This is a genomic window from Streptomyces auratus (assembly GCF_050433025.1).
In the GTDB taxonomy this organism is placed as follows: Bacteria; Actinomycetota; Actinomycetes; order Streptomycetales; family Streptomycetaceae; genus Streptomyces; species Streptomyces sioyaensis.
Window position 1 is genome coordinate 1,949,380 of record NZ_JBNGCB010000001.1, and the last position, 13,092, is coordinate 1,962,471.

The 13,092-nt window shown below is 70.6% G+C and carries 15 protein-coding genes; 3 read left to right on the forward strand and 12 right to left on the reverse strand.

What is annotated here, in order from left to right; genetic code table 11:
• Nucleotides 1–44 precede the first annotated feature (44 nt).
• Entirely contained in the window at nt 45–1,010 is a 966-nt protein-coding gene (gene dapA, locus BKA18_RS08335; protein ID WP_366046150.1) for a 4-hydroxy-tetrahydrodipicolinate synthase, read from the forward strand.
• Here dapA and BKA18_RS08340 read toward each other — a convergent pair.
• The 12 genes from BKA18_RS08340 to BKA18_RS08395 form a co-directional block, all read right to left on the reverse strand.
• Nucleotides 922–1,944 carry an EI24 domain-containing protein gene (locus BKA18_RS08340; RefSeq protein ID WP_366046151.1) on the reverse strand — a complete coding sequence of 341 codons (1,023 nt, stop codon included), beginning with the start codon at nt 1,942–1,944 and terminating at the stop codon, nt 922–924. The genes dapA and BKA18_RS08340 overlap by 89 nt on opposite strands.
• Before the next feature lie 99 nt (nt 1,945–2,043).
• A complete protein-coding gene (dapD, locus tag BKA18_RS08345; RefSeq protein ID WP_366046152.1) occupies nt 2,044–3,057 on the reverse strand; it encodes a 2,3,4,5-tetrahydropyridine-2,6-dicarboxylate N-succinyltransferase in 1,014 nt (337 codons plus the stop codon).
• A 126-nt stretch (nt 3,058–3,183) separates the two neighbouring features.
• Nucleotides 3,184–3,723 carry a TetR/AcrR family transcriptional regulator gene (locus tag BKA18_RS08350; RefSeq protein WP_366046153.1) on the reverse strand — a complete coding sequence of 180 codons (540 nt, stop codon included), beginning with the start codon at nt 3,721–3,723 and terminating at the stop codon, nt 3,184–3,186.
• Entirely contained in the window at nt 3,723–4,043 is a 321-nt protein-coding gene (locus tag BKA18_RS08355) for a DMT family transporter (protein WP_006606318.1), read from the reverse strand. The genes BKA18_RS08350 and BKA18_RS08355 overlap by 1 nt, the downstream gene beginning before the upstream one ends.
• A 140-nt stretch (nt 4,044–4,183) precedes the next feature.
• A complete protein-coding gene (locus tag BKA18_RS08360) occupies nt 4,184–4,519 on the reverse strand; it encodes a metal-sulfur cluster assembly factor (RefSeq protein ID WP_006606317.1) in 336 nt (111 codons plus the stop codon).
• Nucleotides 4,516–4,974, reverse strand: coding sequence for a Fe-S cluster assembly sulfur transfer protein SufU (gene sufU, locus BKA18_RS08365; RefSeq protein ID WP_006606316.1), 459 nt, complete (start codon nt 4,972–4,974; stop codon nt 4,516–4,518). The genes BKA18_RS08360 and sufU overlap by 4 nt, the downstream gene beginning before the upstream one ends.
• A 54-nt stretch (nt 4,975–5,028) precedes the next feature.
• Nucleotides 5,029–6,285, reverse strand: coding sequence for a cysteine desulfurase (locus tag BKA18_RS08370; RefSeq protein ID WP_093482595.1), 1,257 nt, complete (start codon nt 6,283–6,285; stop codon nt 5,029–5,031).
• A complete protein-coding gene (gene sufC / locus BKA18_RS08375) occupies nt 6,282–7,046 on the reverse strand; it encodes a Fe-S cluster assembly ATPase SufC (RefSeq protein ID WP_006606314.1) in 765 nt (254 codons plus the stop codon). The genes BKA18_RS08370 and sufC overlap by 4 nt, the downstream gene beginning before the upstream one ends.
• 7 nt (nt 7,047–7,053) lie before the next feature.
• A complete protein-coding gene (locus BKA18_RS08380; protein WP_093482597.1) occupies nt 7,054–7,371 on the reverse strand; it encodes a non-heme iron oxygenase ferredoxin subunit in 318 nt (105 codons plus the stop codon).
• Nucleotides 7,368–8,552: a Fe-S cluster assembly protein SufD gene (sufD, locus tag BKA18_RS08385; protein WP_096214286.1), complete on the reverse strand. Its 1,185-nt coding sequence runs from the start codon at nt 8,550–8,552 to the stop codon at nt 7,368–7,370. The genes BKA18_RS08380 and sufD overlap by 4 nt, the downstream gene beginning before the upstream one ends.
• Nucleotides 8,553–8,611: 59 nt before the next feature.
• Nucleotides 8,612–10,033, reverse strand: a complete 1,422-nt coding sequence (gene sufB, locus BKA18_RS08390) for a Fe-S cluster assembly protein SufB (protein ID WP_006606311.1) — start codon at nt 10,031–10,033, stop codon at nt 8,612–8,614.
• On the reverse strand, nt 10,030–10,890 hold the full coding sequence (locus BKA18_RS08395) for a helix-turn-helix transcriptional regulator (RefSeq protein ID WP_006606310.1): 861 nt from the start codon (nt 10,888–10,890) through the stop codon (nt 10,030–10,032). The genes sufB and BKA18_RS08395 overlap by 4 nt, the downstream gene beginning before the upstream one ends.
• 289 nt (nt 10,891–11,179) lie before the next feature.
• Between BKA18_RS08395 and BKA18_RS08400 the strand changes: the two genes are divergently transcribed.
• Both BKA18_RS08400 and BKA18_RS08405 read left to right on the forward strand, forming a co-directional pair.
• Nucleotides 11,180–12,142 carry an ABC transporter ATP-binding protein gene (locus BKA18_RS08400; protein WP_366046154.1) on the forward strand — a complete coding sequence of 321 codons (963 nt, stop codon included), beginning with the start codon at nt 11,180–11,182 and terminating at the stop codon, nt 12,140–12,142.
• A gap of 88 nt (nt 12,143–12,230) precedes the next feature.
• Nucleotides 12,231–13,019: an ABC transporter permease gene (locus BKA18_RS08405; RefSeq protein WP_006606308.1), complete on the forward strand. Its 789-nt coding sequence runs from the start codon at nt 12,231–12,233 to the stop codon at nt 13,017–13,019.
• The last annotated feature ends 73 nt before the right edge of the window (nt 13,020–13,092 follow it).

The window sequence follows — 13,092 nt, forward strand, 5'->3', positions numbered from 1 at the left end:
CAACTAACTGGACGTGAAATATGAGGCGCCCTCAGACTCCTGGCATGACCTCCGTGACCGATCACCTCGCACCCCGGACGGCCGTATCACCCTTCGGCCGTACCGCGACCGCCATGATCACCCCGTTCACCGCCGACGGGGAGCTCGACACCGACGGCGCACAGCAGCTCGCCACCCACCTCGTCGACGACGGCGGTTGCGACGCGCTGGTACTGAGCGGCACCACCGGGGAGGCCCCGACCACCTCGGACGCCGAGAAGGAGGCCCTGCTGCGGGCCGTCGTCGAGGCCGTCGGGGACCGGGCGAGAATCACCGCCGGGGTCGGCACCAGCGACACCCGGCACTCCGTCGCGCTGGCCCGCAGCGCCGAACGGGCGGGCGCACACGGCCTGTTGGTGGTCACCCCGTACTACTCACGGCCCACCCAGGAGGCCGTCACCCAGCACCTGCGGACGGTCGCGGACGCCACCGGGCTGCCGGTGATGCTCTACGACATCCCGGGCCGCACCGGCACCGCGCTGAGCGCCGCCACCCTGCTGCGGCTGGCCGCCCACCCGCGGATCGCCGCGGTCAAGGACTGCGGCAACGATCTGCTGAAGTCGGCGAAGGTGCTGGCCGCGACGGGCCTGGCGTACTACGCGGGCTGCGACGAGCAGATCCTGCCGCTGCGCGCCCTGGGCGGCACCGGCTGCATCAGCACCGCCGCCAACGCCGCGCCGCGGGCGGTGTGCGCCGTCCTGGACGCCTATGACGCCGGGGACACCGCCGAGGCGGCCCGCCGTCAGCTCGCCCTGGTCCCCCTCATCGAGGCGGTGACCGGCACCGAGACGCCCGGCACGGTCACCGCGAAGGCGCTGCTGAACCACCTCGGCCTGCCCGCCGGGCCGGTCCGCGGCCCGCTGCTGGCGGCGGACGCCCCGCTCACCAGCCGGCTGGTGGACGCCCTGCGGACGACCCTGGACCGGACGGCGGATGCGGATACCGCGGTGCCTGCGACTGTCCCCGGCTAGGCGGGAAGGGCGCGGGCGCCGGGCCGGAACCGCCCTGCGCACCGGGCTGCCCGGGCGCCGCGGCGCCGTGCTGTCCGTAGGGCGCCCCGGTTCCGTGCTGCCCGTACGGCGCCCCGGCCGCGGTCTGCCCGTAGGAGGGCGCGGCCGGATCCGGCCCGGCTGCGCCCGCGCCCTCGTCCGGCGCCGGCGGCTCGCTGCCGTCCGGCACCAGATCCCGTACCAGCAGCGTCGCCCCGGCCACCGCGCCCGGCATCAGCACCACCGCGACGAAGGGGATCAGGAACAGCAGCACGACGGGGGTGCCGAAGCCGACGGCGAGCCCCTTGCGCCCCCGCAGCAGCCGCAGCCGCTCGCGCACCGGGACCTCCCGGCGCTGCATGGCCACCGAGGTCAGCTCGACGGCGAGGAAGAAGCCGGAGACGCAGAAGCCGACGGCGGGGATCACGGTCTGCCCGAGGAACGGCACGAACCCGAGGGCGAACAGCAGGATCCCGAAGCCGGCGGCCCGCAGCAGCACATGCACGCTGTCGCGCAGCGCGATCCCGATCTCCTGCCACAGCGGCCGGTCCGGGTCCGGCGGACAGTGCCCCTCGGACTCCTCGACCGCCCGGGACAGCGACTCGTAGAAGGGGTCGCCGATCAGCAGGGTGACGGCGGTGAACGTCAGCACGGAGAGCGTCAGCCCGCCGGCGAACAGCAGCGCCACGAACACCCCGCGCAGCAGCCCCTGCCAGGGCTCGCCCCAGCCGTCGGCGAACGGCGTCGCCCAGGCCGCGATGTCGCCGGACCACAGGGCGAGCACGGTGAGCACCCCCGCGTACAGCACCAGGGCGATCAGCGCCGGAACCAGGCCGAAGCCCCACCACCGGCCGTGCTGGGCGACCCAGCGCTGGCCCTTGCCCAGATACCGCATCCCCGCTACAAGATCACGCATGGCGCAAGCCTATCGGCGCCCGCCCGGGCCCGGGACGGCGGCCGCAGCGCCGACGGCCCGGCGGGGCGTCCGCCGGGCCGTCGGTGCTGCCGTATGCGCTCAGTTGTGGCTGTGCAGGACCTCGTTGAGGCCGCCCCAGGTCGCCTTGTTCGGGCGGGCCTCGACGGTGCCGGTGGTGGAGTTGCGGCGGAAGAGGATGTTGTCCGCGCCGGAGAGCTCCAGGGCCTTGACGATCTGACCGTCGGGCAGGGTGACCCGGGTACCCGCGGTCACATACAGACCGGCCTCGACGACGCACTCGTCGCCCAGCGCGATCCCGATGCCCGACTCGGCACCGAGCAGGCAGCGCTCGCCGACCGAGATGATCTGCTTGCCACCGCCGGACAGGGTGCCCATGGTGGAGGCGCCGCCGCCGATGTCGGAGCCGTCGCCGATGACCACACCCGCGCTGATCCGGCCCTCGACCATGGAGGTGCCCAGCGTCCCGGCGTTGAAGTTGACGAAGCCCTCGTGCATGACGGTGGTGCCGGCCGCGAGGTGCGCGCCCAGGCGCACCCGGTCGGCGTCCGCGATCCGCACCCCGGCGGGCGCGACGTAGTCGGTCATCCGCGGGAACTTGTCGATGCTGGTGACCTGGAGGTGCAGCCCCTCGGCGCGGGCGTTGAGCCGCACCGTCTCCACCTGGTCGACGGCCACCGGGCCCAGCGAGGTCCAGGCGACGTTGGCCAGCAGGCCGAACACGCCCTCCAGGTTCTGCCCGTGCGGCTTGACCAGCCGGTGGCTGAGCAGGTGGAGGCGCAGGTAGGCGTCGTGCGCGTCCAGCGGCTTGTCGTCGAGGGAGGCGATGACCGTACGGACGGCGACGACCTCCACCTGGCGGACCGGGTCGGGGCCGATCGCCTTGAGCACGGTGGCGCCCAGCAGCTCGGTGGCGCGCGCGTCGTCGAGGTGCTCGGTGCCGGCCGGCCCGAGGTCCGCGGCGGACCCGGCGACCAGCTCGGGCGCCGGGAACCAGGTGTCGAGAACGGTGCCGTCGGAGGTGACGGTGGCGAGCCCGGCGGCGACGGCGCCGGTGGTACGGGAAGAAGCAGCGGAAACAGCAGCATCGGTCATGCTCGAAACCTAACCGGAGGGCGCCCGTCGAGGCGAACCGGTCTCAGCGATCGGGCCCGGCCCTGCGGTCGCACCACCGGCCTCGTACGACCGCACCAGCCCTGCGCCCGCCCGCCGGCCGGCCGGTCAGCCCAGCACCCCGGCCAGCCCGTCCCGCACCACGGCGGGTTCGAAGGGCGTGCCGGTCAGCAGATGCTGGAGCAGCAGCCCGTCCGCGAAGGCCACCACGGCGCGCGCCGTCCGCTCGTCGCCGATCCGCCGGCCCAGCAGCCGCACCATCTCGTCCAGGCACTCGGCCGCGATCGGCCGCACCGCCTCGCGCCGCAGCGCCGCCAGATACAGCTCGTACTCCAGCTCCATCCGCGAGCGGTCCCCGGTCAGGGTCTCCTCGACGAACCGGGCCACCTCATCGGCGAGCGGCGCCGCCGGATCGATGCCGTCCACCCAGCGTGCGAAGTCGGTCAGGCACTCGCCGTTGACCTGCCGCAACGCGGCCACCAGCAGCTCGTCCAGGGTCGCGAAGTGGTACGTGGTCGAGCCGAGCGGCACATCCGCCGCGGCGGCCACCGAGCGGTGGCTGAGCCCGGCGATCCCGCGCTCGCCGACCACGGTGATCGCCGCGTCGATGATCCGCTGCCGCCGGTCCGGGTCGTAGCGCCGCCCCATCAGTGCGCCCCGTCCAGGTTCAGCACCACGACCCCGGCGATGACCAGCACCACCCCGAGAACCTTGAGCCCACTGGCGCTCTCCCCCAGGAACACCATCCCGATCGCGGCGATCAGCGCCGTGCCGACCCCGGCCCAGATGGCGTACGCGGTGCCGACACTCATCGATTTGAGCGTCTGCGCGAGCAGCACGAAGGCGAGAAGGTAGCCCGCCGCCGTGCCCACCGACGGCCACAGCCGGCTGAAGCCGTCGCTGTACTTCATCGCGGTGGTCGCGAGGACCTCGGACAGGATCGCACCGGCGAGCAAGAGATAGGCCATGCGTACGAGCGTACACAACGTTGCGTACGGGCGTACATATCCGTACGGGCCCCACAACACCCGTCGGCCCCGCAACGCGATACGGCCGTGCCCGCCAGTGGTGGCTGGCGGGCACGGCCGTATCGCTCAGGGAGATCTCGTCAGACGTTGAAACCCAGCGCGCGGAGCTGCTCGCGGCCGTCGTCGGTGATCTTGTCCGGGCCCCACGGGGGCATCCAGACCCAGTTGATCTTCAGTTCGCTGACGATGCCGTCCGTGGCGGACTTCGCCTGGTCCTCGATGACGTCGGTCAGCGGACAGGCCGCGGAGGTCAGCGTCATGTCGATGGTCGCGATGTTGGCGTCATCGATGTGGATGCCGTAGATCAGCCCCAGGTTGACGACATCGATGCCCAGCTCGGGGTCCACGACGTCGTACAGCGCCTCGCGGACCTCTTCCTCCGAGGCCGGCTTGGTGGTGGTCGGGGTGTCGGTCATGCGGTCTTCGCCTCCTCGGAGAGGGCCTTGGCCGTGGCGTCCTTCCAGGCCATCCAGCTGAGCAGGGCGCACTTCACGCGCGCCGGGTACTTGGAGACACCGGCGAACGCCACCGCGTCCTCCAGGATCTCCTCCATCGCGTCATCCGGCTCCACCTGGCCCTTGGACTGCATCAGCTCCAGGAAGGTCTCCTGGATCTTCTGCGCGTCCCCGAGCTGCTTGCCCACCAGGAGCTCGTTGAGCACCGACGCGCTGGCCTGGCTGATGGAGCAGCCCTGGCCCTCGTAGGACACGTCCTCGATCGTCGTGCCGTCGAGCCGCACACGCAGGGTGATCTCGTCACCGCAGGTGGGGTTGACGTGGTGCACCTCGGCGTCGCCGTCCCGAAGACCGCGCCCGTGCGGGTGCTTGTAGTGGTCCAGGATGACGTCCTGGTACATGGAATCCAGCTTCACGGCTCAGTCAGTCCTCGTCCTCATCCGCTGTGCTTGTTAACCGGCTGTGTCTGTTTAACCGAAGAAGTTGCGGACGTGCTCCAGGCCCTCGACCAAGACGTCGACCTCGGCGGGGGTGGAGTACAGATAGAACGACGCTCGCGTGGTCGCAGGAATTCCGTAGCGCAGGCAGACCGGCCGTGCGCAGTGGTGGCCCACCCGCACCGCGATGCCCTGCTCGTCCAGCACCTGGCCCACGTCGTGCGGATGGATGTCGCCGAGCGTGAAGGAGAGTGTCGCCCCGCGGTCCTCGGCCGTGCTCGGGCCGATGATGCGCAGGTCGGGGACCTCCAGCAGCCGCTTGACGGCGTACTCGGTGATCGCGTGCTCATGCGCGGCGATGTTGTCCATACCGATCGCGCTGAGGTAGTCCACGGCCGCACCGAGGCCGACGGCCTGGGCGATCGGGGGCGTACCGGCCTCGAACTTGTGCGGCGCGGGCGCATACGTCGAGGAGTGCATCGAGACGGTCTCGATCATCTCGCCGCCACCGAGGAACGGCGGGAGGTCCTCCAGCAGCTCCTGGCGGCCCCACAGAACGCCGATGCCGGTCGGGCCGCACATCTTGTGGCCGGTGAAGGCCACGAAGTCGGCCTGCAGTGCCTGGACGTCCAGCACCATGTGCGGGGCGGCCTGCGAGGCGTCGATGCAGACCAGCGCGCCGACTTCCTGGGCGCGACGGATGATCGTCTCGACCGGGTTGATGGTGCCCATGATGTTGGAGACCAGCGTGAAGGAGACGATCTTCGTCTGCTCGGTGATGATCTCGTCGATGTTGGACAGGTCGAGGCGGCCGTCGTCGGTGATGCCGAACCACTTCAGCTTCGCGCCGGTGCGCTGCGCGAGCAGCTGCCACGGGACGATGTTGGAGTGGTGCTCCATCTCCGTGATGACGATCTCGGTCTCGCGGTCCACGCGGTAGGGCTCATCGGCCCAGCCGAGCATGTTGGCCACGAGGTTGAGCGACTCGGAGGCGTTCTTGGTGAAGATCACCTCGTCGCGGCTCGGCGCGTTGATGAAGGCGGCCACCTTGTCGCGGGCACCTTCGTACAGCGCCGTGGCCTCCTCGGCGAGCACATGTACGCCGCGGTGGACGTTGGCGTTGTGGCGTTCGTAGTAGGCGTTCAGGGCGTCGAGGACCTGGCGCGGCTTCTGGGAGGTCGCCGCGTTGTCCAGGTACACGACCTTCTTCCCGTCGTGGATCTGACGATCCAGGATGGGGAAGTCCTTACGGATCGCCTCTGTGTCGAGGAGGCCCGGCAGCTGTGTCACGCGGTTGCGCCACCCTTCGTGTAAGCCTCGTAGCCCTCCGCCTCCAGCTTGTCGGCGAGTTCGGCGCCACCGGACTCGGCGATCCGGCCGTTGGCGAAGACGTGGACGTGGTCGGGCTTGATGTAGCGCAGGATGCGCGTGTAGTGGGTGATCAGCAGGGTGCCGACCTCACCCGTCTCGCGGACGCGGTTGACGCCCTCGGAGACGGTCCGCAGGGCGTCGACGTCCAGACCGGAGTCGGTCTCGTCGAGGATCGCGATGGCGGGCTTCAGCAGCTCCAGCTGGAGGATCTCGTGGCGCTTCTTCTCACCGCCGGAGAAGCCCTCGTTGACGTTGCGCTCGGCGAACGCGGGGTCCATCTGGAGACGCTCCATGGCCTCCTTGACCTCCTTGACCCACAGCCGCAGCTTGGGGGCCTCGCCGCGGATCGCGGTCGCGGAGGTCCGCAGGAAGTTGGAGACCGAGACGCCGGGCACCTCGACCGGGTACTGCATGGCGAGGAAGACGCCGGCGCGGGCGCGCTCGTCGACGGACATCTCCAGGACGTTCTCGCCGTCGAGGGTGACGGTGCCGCCGGTGATCGTGTACTTGGGGTGACCTGCGAGGGAGTAGGCGAGGGTCGACTTGCCGGAGCCGTTGGGGCCCATGATGGCGTGCGTCTCGCCCTGCTTCACGGTCAGGTCGACGCCCTTCAGGATCTCGCGCGGGCCGTTCTCGGCCTCGACGGAGACGTGCAGGTCGTGGATCTCAAGCGTTGCCATGGGGAACTCAGGACTCCTGGGTGACGGAGACGAGCACGTCGTCCCCTTCGATCTTGACGGGGTAAACGGGGACGGGGCGCGTCGCGGGAAGGCCGTTCGGCTTGCCGGTGCGCAGGTCGAAACTCGAACCGTGCAGCCAGCACTCGATCGAGCAGTCCTCGACCTCGCCCTCCGAGAGGGAGACGTTCGCATGCGAGCAGATGTCGTTGATCGCGAACACCTCGCCCTCGGTGCGGACCAGCGAGATCGGGACGCCGTCGAGCTCCACCCGCTTGGGGGTGTCCTCCTCCAGCTCGCTGAGCGCCGCTGCGCGTACGTACGTCATGCCGCGGACGCTTCCAGCTCGGCCTCGACCTTGCTCATCAGACGCTCTTCGACGTCCGGCAGGCCGATCTGCTGGACCAGCTCGGCGAAGAAGCCGCGGACGACCAGACGGCGGGCCTCATCGGCCGGGATGCCGCGGGCCATCAGGTAGAACAGCTGCTCGTCGTCGAAGCGGCCGGTCGCCGAGGCGTGGCCGGCGCCGACGATCTCGCCGGTCTCGATCTCCAGGTTGGGCACCGAGTCGACCCGCGCGCCGTCGGTGAGGACGAGGTTGCGGTTGAGCTCGTAGGTGTCCGTGCCGGTGGCCGACGCCTGGATGAGGACATCGCCGATCCAGACCGCGTGGGCGTCCTGCCCCTGGAGCGCGCCCTTGTAGACGACGTGCGAGCGGCAGTTGGACGCCTCGTGGTCGACGAAGAGGCGGTGCTCCTGGTGCTGGCCCTGCTCGGTGAAGTACAGACCGTAGAGCTCGGCCTCACCGCCGGGGCCCGCGTAGGTGATGCGCGGGTGCAGCCGGACGAGGTCACCGCCGAAGGTGACCACGACGGACTTGAAGGTGGCGTCCCGGCCGACGAGGGCGTTGTGCTGCCCGACGTGGACGGCGTCGTCGTCCCAGTCCTGGACGGAGACGACGGTCAGCTTGGCGCCGTCGCCGAGGAGGTAGTCGACGTTGGCGCCGAGCACCGCGTCGCCGGTGTGGTCGATGACGACGACCGCCTCGGCGAACGCGCCGAGCTCGATGACCTGGTGGCCGAAGGTCGTGCCGCCCTCACCGTGCACGGTGATCCGGATGGGCTCGGCGAGCACGGTCTCCTTGGGGACCGAGACCACCGAGGCCTTCTCGAAGGAGCTGTACGCCTGGGCGGCGACGCGGTCCACGGGCTTGCCGGCCTTGCCGACCCGCGGGTCGGTGCGGTCGACCAGCTCGTGGGTGACGCCCTCGGGAGCGGTGATGTCGATCTTCAGGTCGGGACCGCCGGCAACGGCACTGCCGTCGTGCAGGCCCTTCAGACGCGCGAGGGGCGTGAAGCGCCACTCCTCCTCGCGGCCGTGCGGCACCGGGAAGTCCGCCACGTCGTAGGACGGCGGGGCGCTCATCCTCGTGGCGACGGTGGACTCCGCCGCCACCGCAAGGGAGCCGGTGGTGGTGGAGCCCGCCGGGATGTTCTGAGCCTCAGCCATGGCTGTCGTAGTGCTCGCTTTCTGCAATCAGGGAGTCGGTCGCTGCTGGGGGTGCGGCGTCAGCCGACCGCGCCTTCCATCTGCAGCTCGATCAGCCGGTTGAGCTCCAGGGCGTACTCCATCGGCAGCTCACGGGCGATCGGCTCGACGAAGCCGCGCACGATCATCGCCATGGCCTCGAACTCCGTCAGGCCGCGCGCCATCAGGTAGAAGAGCTGGTCCTCGCTGACCTTGGAGACCGTGGCCTCGTGTCCCATGGAGACGTCGTCCTCGCGGACGTCGACGTAGGGGTAGGTGTCCGAGCGGGAGATGGTGTCCACCAGCAGGGCGTCGCACAGCACGTTGGACTTGGAGCCCGCGGCGCCCTCGCCGATCTCGACCAGACCGCGGTAGGAGGTGCGGCCGCCGCCTCGCGCCACCGACTTGGAGACGATGTTGGAGGAGGTGTTCGGCGCCATGTGGACCATCTTGGAGCCGGCGTCCTGGTGCTGGCCCTCGCCCGCGAAGGCGATGGACAGGGTCTCGCCCTTGGCGTGCTCACCCATGAGGTAGACCGCCGGGTACTTCATCGTCACCTTGGAGCCGAGGTTGCCGTCGACCCACTCCATGGTCGCGCCCTCGTAGGCGACGGCGCGCTTGGTGACCAGGTTGTAGACGTTGTTCGACCAGTTCTGGATGGTCGTGTAGCGGCAGCGGCCGCCCTTCTTCACGATGATCTCGACGACCGCGGAGTGCAGCGAGTCCGACTTGTAGATCGGCGCCGTGCAGCCCTCGACGTAGTGGACGTAGGCGTCCTCGTCGACGATGATCAGCGTCCGCTCGAACTGGCCCATGTTCTCGGTGTTGATCCGGAAGTAGGCCTGCAGCGGGATGTCGACGTGGACACCCTTGGGGACGTAGATGAACGAGCCGCCGGACCACACCGCGGTGTTCAGCGACGCGAACTTGTTGTCGCCGACCGGGATGACCGTGCCGAAGTACTCCTGGAAGAGCTCCGGGTGCTCCTTGAGGGCGGTGTCGGTGTCCAGGAACAGGACGCCCTGCTCCTCCAGGTCCTCACGGATCTGGTGGTAGACGACCTCGGACTCGTACTGCGCGGCGACACCGGCGACCAGGCGCTGCTTCTCCGCCTCGGGGATGCCGAGCTTGTCGTAGGTGTTCTTGATGTCCTCGGGCAGGTCCTCCCAGGAGGCGGCCTGCTGCTCGGTGGAGCGGACGAAGTACTTGATGTTGTCGAAGTCGATGCCCGACAGGTCCGAGCCCCACTGCGGCATCGGCTTCTTGTCGAACAGCTTCAGGCCCTTGAGGCGGAGCTTGAGCATCCACTCCGGCTCGTTCTTCTTCCCCGAGATGTCGCGGACGACGGCCTCGGAGAGCCCGCGCTTTGCCGAGGCGCCGGCCACGTCGGAGTCGGCCCAGCCGTATTCGTACTTGCCCAGGCCCTCGAGCTCGGGGTGAGCAGTCTCCGTGGGGAGCGTCATGCGGGGTTCCTCCCGGCCGTGCTTGCAGATGCTGTGGTGGTCTTGGTGGTGCGTGGCGTGCGGTGAGCGGCCTTGCCGGCGCCGGCCTTCGGGACGAAGGTCGTGCACACCCCGTCGCCATGGGCGATGGTGGCCAGCCGCTGTACATGGGTCCCCAGCAATCGGGAGAAGACCTCGGTCTCCGCCTCGCACAGCTGCGGGTACTGCTCGGCGACATGGGCGACCGGGCAGTGGTGCTGGCAGAGCTGTTCACCGAGCTGGGGATTGGGCGCGCTGCGCGCCGTAGCAGCGTACCCGTCCGCGGTCAATGCCTTCGCCAGGGCCTCGGTACGGGCCTCCGGCTCGGCGGCCTCGACGTCCTTGCGGTAGCCCTCGGCCTGGGCGGCGAGCCGGGCGCGGGCGAAGGCCGCAACGGCCGCCTCGCCCTTTTCGCCGCCGCCCGCGCTCTGCGCGATCCAGCGCAGCGCCTCGGTGGCGAGCTGGTCGTAGGCCTGGTCGAAGGCGTCCCGTCCGCAGTCGGTGAGGGCGAAGGCCCTGGCCGGGCGGCCGCGGCCACGCGTGCCGTAGACCCGCTTCTCGCGGGGCTCGACGACGCCCTCCGCGGCCAGCGCGTCCAGATGGCGGCGGACGGCCGCCTGGGTCAGCTCCAGTCGGAGGGCCAGCTCGGCCGCGGTGGACGGACCGTGGTCGAGGATGGAGCGGGCGACCTTGTTGCGGGTGCCCTGTTGTTCGTCGTGCGGCGCCGCGGGGTGCCCGGCGCCGGCTGCGCGGCGCTCGGAGTGCTCGGGCGCGGAGGCGGCCGGCCCGGCGGTCTGCTCGGCCGCGGGCCCTTCCTGATCCTCGCTCGCGTATTTCACAACGCCATTGTTGCGTAATTCGTCAAAGCGATACAAGCCTCGTCCCGATCACGGGCGGGTGGCCTCTATCACTTAGGTTCACCTAATTCAAGCACCTGCCGAAACCCTCCGATGCCCCTCCGACCTGCAACGGGACGGGCTCCGCCGACAGCAGCGGACAAGGGCGCATCCGGGCGCGCGGGGAGGCGGAAATTGTGCGGCCGCGCACCGCCATCTTGCGTACCCCGGCGCCTTCCGCACCCACGCCCCCATTGAAGAGCGCCCTGCCACTCTCCGTAGACTGCCCGGCATGCCCAGCACCTCTCCGGGGGGCGCCCCCCGGCCCCCTGGCCGAGAGCCTGCCGTCGAGGTCGTCGGACTGGTCAAGCGCTACGGCACCAAGACCGCCGTGGACGGACTCGACCTGACCGTCGAGCGCGGCGCGGTGACCGCCGTGCTCGGCCCCAACGGCGCCGGCAAGACCACCACCGTCGAGACCTGCGAGGGCTACCGCCGCCCGGACGCCGGCCGCGTCCGGGTACTGGGCCTGGACCCGGTCGCGGACGCCGCGGCGCTGCGGCCGCGGATCGGTGTGATGCTGCAGTCCGGCGGCGTCTACGCGGGCGCCCGGGCCGAGGAGATCCTGCGGCACACCGCCACCCTGCACGCCGACCCCCTCGACGTGGGCATGCTGATCGACCGGCTCGGCCTGGGCAGCTGCGGCCGGACGCCCTACCGGCGGCTGTCCGGCGGCCAGCAGCAGCGCCTGGCGCTGGCGATGGCCGTGGTCGGCCGCCCCGAGCTGGTCTTCCTCGACGAGCCCACGGCCGGACTCGACCCGCAGGCCCGGCACGCCACCTGGGACCTCGTACGCGAACTGCGCGCAGACGGCGTCAGCACCGTGCTGACCACCCACTTCATGGACGAGGCCGAGCAGCTCGCCGACGATGTCGCGATCATCGACGGCGGCCGGGTGATCGCCCAGGGCAGCCCGGACGAGCTGTGCCGCGGCGGCGCGGAGAACAGCCTGCGCTTCACCGGCCGCCCCGGCCTCGACCTCGCCTCGCTCCTCAAGGCGCTGCCCGCGGACAGCGCCGCCACCGAACCGGCCACCGGCGTCTACCGGGTGCACGGCAAGGTCAACCCGCAACTACTGGCCACCGTCGCCTCCTGGTGCGCCCAGAACGGCGTGATGCCCGACGCGATAGCCGTCGAACGCCACACCCTGGAAGACGTCTTCCTGGAGCTGACCGGCAAGGAGCTGCGCGGATGAATCACGGCCCCACGATGTTCGGCCGGGGGCCCGGGGGTCGTCCCCCGGGAAGGCACAGTCTGGAGCTCACGGGCAAGGAGCTGCGCGCATGACCGCCACCGGAGCCGGTGTCGCTTCCGGCACGTTCACCCCGCGGCCCGGCGCGGCGCCGCTGTCCCGGATGATCCGGGCGCAGGCGGCGCTGGAGACCCGGATGCTGCTGCGCAACGGCGAGCAACTGCTGCTGACCGTCGTCATCCCGACGCTGCTGCTGGTGCTGTTCTCCGCCGTCGACATCGTCGACACGGGGTCCGGGAAGCCGGTGGACTTCCTCGCGCCGGGCGTCCTCGCACTGGCCGTGATGTCCACGGCGTTCACCGGCCAGGCCATCGCCACCGGCTTCGAGCGCCGCTACGGAGTCCTCAAGCGGCTCGCCGTCTCCCCGCTCCCCCGCTGGGCGCTGATGACCGCCAAGACCTGCGCGGTGCTGGTCACCGAGGTCCTGCAGACCGTGCTGCTGACGGTGATCGCGCTGGCGCTGGGCTGGTCCCCGCAGGGCAGCCCGGTGCCGGTGCTGCTGTTGCTCGTCCTCGGTACGGCCGCCTTCTCGGGCCTGGGCCTCCTCATGGCGGGGACGCTGAAGGCCGAGGCGACGCTGGCCGCCGCCAACCTGGTCTTCCTGCTGCTGCTGGTCGGCGGCGGGGTGATCGTGCCGCTCGCGAAGTTCCCGGCGGCGGCGCAGTCCGTCCTGCAGTTCCTGCCCGTCTCCGCCCTGTCGGACGGCCTGCGGGACGTCCTTCAGCACGGCACCGGGATGCCGTGGACCGACCTGGGGATCCTCGCCGTGTGGGCGGTCCTCGGGCTGGGCGCGGCGGCGAAGTTCTTCCGGTGGGAGTAGTCGCCGGCGGGCCGCGCTCCCGGCCGCGGGAGTGGCCCCGGGCGAGTCCGGGACCCCTCGTGAAATCTTGCAC

Excerpts from the sequence above, each read along its gene's own strand:
- dapA (WP_366046150.1), top strand. The coding sequence starts at position 45 with ATGACCTCCGTGACCGATCACCTCGCACCCCGGACGGCCGTATCACCC.
- BKA18_RS08340 (WP_366046151.1), bottom strand. The coding sequence starts at position 1,944 with ATGCGTGATCTTGTAGCGGGGATGCGGTATCTGGGCAAGGGCCAGCGC.
- dapD (WP_366046152.1), bottom strand. The coding sequence starts at position 3,057 with ATGACCGATGCTGCTGTTTCCGCTGCTTCTTCCCGTACCACCGGCGCC.
- BKA18_RS08350 (WP_366046153.1), bottom strand. The coding sequence starts at position 3,723 with ATGGGGCGGCGCTACGACCCGGACCGGCGGCAGCGGATCATCGACGCG.
- BKA18_RS08355 (WP_006606318.1), bottom strand. The coding sequence starts at position 4,043 with ATGGCCTATCTCTTGCTCGCCGGTGCGATCCTGTCCGAGGTCCTCGCG.
- BKA18_RS08360 (WP_006606317.1), bottom strand. The coding sequence starts at position 4,519 with ATGACCGACACCCCGACCACCACCAAGCCGGCCTCGGAGGAAGAGGTC.
- sufC (WP_006606314.1), bottom strand. The coding sequence starts at position 7,046 with ATGGCAACGCTTGAGATCCACGACCTGCACGTCTCCGTCGAGGCCGAG.
- BKA18_RS08380 (WP_093482597.1), bottom strand. The coding sequence starts at position 7,371 with ATGACGTACGTACGCGCAGCGGCGCTCAGCGAGCTGGAGGAGGACACC.
- sufD (WP_096214286.1), bottom strand. The coding sequence starts at position 8,552 with ATGGCTGAGGCTCAGAACATCCCGGCGGGCTCCACCACCACCGGCTCC.
- sufB (WP_006606311.1), bottom strand. The coding sequence starts at position 10,033 with ATGACGCTCCCCACGGAGACTGCTCACCCCGAGCTCGAGGGCCTGGGC.
- BKA18_RS08400 (WP_366046154.1), top strand. The coding sequence starts at position 11,180 with ATGCCCAGCACCTCTCCGGGGGGCGCCCCCCGGCCCCCTGGCCGAGAG.
- BKA18_RS08405 (WP_006606308.1), top strand. The coding sequence starts at position 12,231 with ATGACCGCCACCGGAGCCGGTGTCGCTTCCGGCACGTTCACCCCGCGG.